Source organism: uncultured Kiloniella sp. (assembly GCF_937128705.1).
Classification (GTDB): Bacteria; Pseudomonadota; Alphaproteobacteria; order Kiloniellales; family Kiloniellaceae; genus Kiloniella.
The window spans coordinates 1-4,208 of sequence record NZ_CAKZMP010000111.1 but is presented as its reverse complement, the minus strand read 5'-3'; the positions used below and the strand labels follow the sequence as shown (position 1 = coordinate 4,208).

The 4,208-nt window shown below is 46.6% G+C and carries 5 protein-coding genes; 3 read left to right on the top strand and 2 right to left on the bottom strand.

Annotated features, from left to right (window positions below; translation table 11 throughout):
* Positions 1 to 1,145 (bottom strand): hypothetical protein (locus tag Q0241_RS06595; protein WP_299374973.1); only part of this gene is annotated, 1,145 nt, incomplete at its 3' end.
* A 226-nt stretch (positions 1,146 to 1,371) separates the two neighbouring features.
* On the opposite strand from Q0241_RS06595, the gene Q0241_RS06590 reads away from it, so the two are divergent.
* The 3 genes from Q0241_RS06590 to Q0241_RS06580 all read left to right on the top strand — a co-directional run bounded on the left by Q0241_RS06590 (position 1,372) and on the right by Q0241_RS06580 (position 3,658).
* Positions 1,372 to 2,328, top strand: coding sequence for a PDR/VanB family oxidoreductase (locus tag Q0241_RS06590; protein WP_299374971.1), 957 nt, complete (start codon positions 1,372 to 1,374; stop codon positions 2,326 to 2,328).
* Positions 2,329 to 2,469: 141 nt separating this feature from the next.
* Positions 2,470 to 2,634 carry a DUF3012 domain-containing protein gene (locus Q0241_RS06585; RefSeq protein WP_299374969.1) on the top strand — a complete coding sequence of 55 codons (165 nt, stop codon included), beginning with the start codon at positions 2,470 to 2,472 and terminating at the stop codon, positions 2,632 to 2,634.
* 28 nt (positions 2,635 to 2,662) lie between these two features.
* Entirely contained in the window at positions 2,663 to 3,658 is a 996-nt protein-coding gene (locus Q0241_RS06580; protein WP_299374967.1) for an alpha/beta hydrolase, read from the top strand.
* A gap of 4 nt (positions 3,659 to 3,662) precedes the next feature.
* Here the strand turns inward: Q0241_RS06580 and Q0241_RS06575 are convergent.
* A partial coding sequence (locus tag Q0241_RS06575) for a class I SAM-dependent methyltransferase (RefSeq protein WP_299374965.1) occupies positions 3,663 to 4,208 on the bottom strand: 546 nt, incomplete at its 5' end.

Sequence of the window (4,208 nt, the reverse complement as noted above, 5' to 3'; positions counted from 1 at the left end):
ATCCTACCTGCGACAGGCCGTTCATTGTTCATAGTAAAGGTGAGTTCAGTTTCAGCAGGATCGATTTCCCCCGATAACGACGAGCCAAACATTTGTTTTATTTCAGGAGGAATCGTATCGTCCGCAGACAAATTCGTTACATTAAACTGCCCCAAATCACCTAAGCCAATTTTAGTCTCTGGACCTTTTTGCATAAGCTTCAAAGGTATCTGACCATCAAATTTGACCCCAGAAGCCAACTGCCCTTCGGCCCAAACATCTGACGTCAGTCCAGCCGTCGCTTGCTCCAAATTAAGTACCAAGGGACTAATTGCTTCGCGCCACGTTGAGGGTTGGCTCGCCCCCAAATCAATTTGTCCAACACCGTCAAGCTTTACCTTAACCCGGGTTCTCACTACATCAGAAGGCAAAAAGGCTTTTGGTATATTTCCTGTTATATCCCCAAAAACATTCCAATTAAGCCCCGGATCATCCAGAAAAAAAGAGGCTGCACCTTCGCCGGAAACCCCAACTTTCTGCCACTTAATATCCCAGTCAATTTGTAAGTCAGAGCTAGAAAAAATAGCCCCGAGGTAAAGCTCTTCTGGTTCGTAGTCTGCTAAATAGCCGCCCTCAAAACTAACCCACCCCTGCACATTATCTTCCGACTGCCCCCTGATTTCGACAGCAAAGGGCAACTGTGCCGCCCCCAGATCAGTCATGACTTGAAGCATGCTGTTATTGATTTTAAGCGCAGGTCTAAAAGGGAGTATTGGTAAGGAAGATTGAGCCTCTGTCTCTCCTCCCCCCACAAACAACCCGTCCAGAGATCCGAAAACAGGCCGCTGCCCGGTAACATCAATCGACAAGGACAAACCGTCTAAATCAACCGCGAGCTCACCACCGTGCCACAAATCAATCAAGTCATATGTCAAGGCGAGATGATCAAGCGTAATCTCGCGCTCGTCGCCAACGATCACGTTCTCAATGATAATTTCACGATGCGAGACTTCCGAAACCTTGGCAGCAAAACCGGGGAGGGCCAAATTATCTGCTGTCTGATCCAATAGATACTGAGCAAGAGGGAGGCGATAATAGATTACAGTGCCACCGATCAAAAGCATCACGGCACCACACCACAGGAGCCGACGCCCCCACTTTCTCAATCTATTTTTTTCCGCATTCATGCCGTCAGGTTAACACAGGAAACCTGTGAAGAAAGTGTCTATTCATCTGATACTCAAGAATAATGAGTTACAAACATAGGATGAAAATTGATTACGGAAACAAGCACTTAATACAAAGTATGCTGTAGTCAGCCAGCGTAGTGTATTGTACTTTGCCTCATAACGGCATACCTATAAAATAAATATTTCAGGAGCAAGTGAGGCCATGACACAGAGGATCAAGGTTCTTATTAATGCAATCAAGGATCAAGCCCTCAACATCAAAACATACGAACTCGTCAGCCCTGATGGCGCCTCTCTCCCCCCCTTTACGCCCGGCGCGCATATTGATTTTTTCCTGCCCAATAACCTAATCAGGCAATACTCATTATCGAACTCTGCAGAAGAGAAAAACCGATACGTGGTAGGTATCCAGAAAGAAGAACAAGGTCGTGGCGGATCCTGTCTCATCCACGATCAATTTAAGGTTGGTGATGAAATTGAAATCTCTTCACCGCGCAATCACTTCCAGCTGGATGAAACAGCACAGCGATACAAGCTCATCGCAGGTGGGATTGGCATAACCCCGATCATGTCCATGGCACGCCGCTTGAAAGCCATCGGTAAGCCTTTTCAACTCTATTACGCATGTCGCAATGAGCAACGGGCTGCTTTTATAGAGGAGCTTAGGTCGACAGAACTCTCAAAGCATGTCGTGCTTTCCTATGATGATGTTCATGGTCCCCTCAACACATTAGCGTTATTCGGTCGTCCAGAACCAAACGTTCAGATATATTGCTGTGGCCCTTCAGGTCTGATGGATGCGGTGAAATCTGCGACCATTTCCTGGCCAGAAGGAAGTGTCCGGTTTGAGCATTTCTCCACGAGTGAAGACACCGGGCCACAAGAAGATGACGATAGCTTCGAAGTAATCATTCAGAGCACTGGCCGCGTGTTTAAAATTCCCGCAGATAAAAGTATTTTGAGCGTTCTAGAGGAAAACGGAATCTTCATTGAACATGCGTGTTGCGAAGGCATCTGCGGCACCTGTGAAACAGGTCTTATCGACGGCGAAGCGGACCATCGCGATATGATTTTAACCGAAGCAGAAAAACAAGAGAATAAGCAAATCATGATTTGTTGTTCCAGGGCGAAAACATCACCCCTGACATTAGATCTCTAATACTTTTCGATCAGTACAGTACTGTTAAAAAAAGATCTTTTCCGTTTAAGTATAAACACGAGGTAGCGCCAAACGTTTTTCTGACTTATCATGCGCACAGTTTTATCCTTTATCCATACTCTATCTATTCTAGGGGAATTTATGACCTATTTAAAACTTGCTCTTGCAACACTTTTCATCACAGGCCTTAGCGCCTGCTCTCCAGAAGTTGGCAGCCAGGAATGGTGTGATGCCCTAAAAGAAAAGCCAAAAGGTGATTGGTCAGCGAATGAAGCCACTGATTTCGCGAAACACTGTATTCTCTAAAACACTTTAATTTTTCAAAGGTATGTCTATGAGTGAGGGGTTGGATAAAGAGCTTCAGCAATTTGTCTCTGTCTCAGATAGTTTTTCCACACCGGGAACAAGCGATCTGAACGACATCAGAGCCAGCTATAATCTGATGTGTCAGCATTACAATACCCCTCACCCCAATAACCTCAGGGTTTTGGAAGGCGCTGTCGAAGGCCCGGAAGGTGACATTCCTATCCGGGTTTATCGCCCCATTGAATCGATCTCCACCCACACGGTTGAAGAAACAGCTCCAAATGCGGCTGAAAAACATCCAACTCTCTTGTATTTTCATGGGGGCGGTTGGGTTCTGGGTGATCTGGATAGTCACGATGCCATTACGGCTGATCTTGCCAGTCAGGCTAAGATACAGGTTATTGCTGTCGATTATCGTCTGGCCCCTGAGCATGTGTATCCCGCCGCTTTGGATGATTGCTGGGCCGTGTATCAGGCCATCACAGAAAATCCGGAAATTTTTGGCGCTGATAGTGATTGTTTAATCATCGGAGGTGATTCAGCTGGCGCTTCGCTGGCGGCAAGCGTTGCTCTTATCGCTCGTGACATCAACCTTCTTGGCTTCAATTCCCCGTCTCTCAAAGGTCAGCTGCTGATTTATCCGGCTCTGACAAGTGAAAACCTGCCTTCACGTACCACGCAGGCACAAGCGCCTCTGTTCAGCACACCTGATTTAGATAACTTCATCGATTATTATCTCGGACACAAAGCTACCGAAGAAGACAAGCAAGATTTTAAAATATTTCCGGCTCAGGCTGACGATTTTTCAAAGCTTCCCGCCGCTTTCATCAGTGCAGCAGCGCTTGACCCCTTGGCAGATGATGGACCAGATTACACAGATAAATTAAAAGCCGCTGGCGTTCAGGTAAAGTCCATTACCGAACCCGGTTTAATGCATGGTTGGCTACGTGCCCGCAACAGCAGCCCAAGGGCAGCTGAAGCCTTTGCCAGAATAGTGCAGGCCCTTAAAGATCTATCTACATAAGCACTTAGATGTCTTTTTTACGCACCAGTGTCATTCCATCCGAAAAGGGAAGCGTGGCCATTTCCACACGCTTGTCTTTGACCACAATTTCATTCAATCGACGAATGGCATCTGTAATCGGCTCTTGCACCGATGGCTTGGCAACGTTCCCATACCAAAGAACATTATCAATCACCAGTAAACCATTCGGCTTCAAAATCTTGAGGCAAGCCTCGTAATATTCCGGATATCGTTCTTTATCTGCATCAAGAAAAATAAGGTCAAATTCAAGTCCCTTATCCTGTAATCTGCTGACTTCAGCCAAGGCATCACACAGACGAAGTTCGATTTTGTCTTCGACACCAGCCTCGAGCCAAAAAGCCTCGGCAATGTCGGTGAATTTCTTTTGATTATCCAGCCCAAGCAGCACACCGTCATCAGGTAATGCCTTGGCCATACACAGACTGCTATAGCCGGTGAAAACACCAATTTCTAGAACGGATCGCGCCTTTAGCATCTTCACCAGAAAGAACAGGAACTGTCCTTGCTCGGGGCACACCTGCATATGACC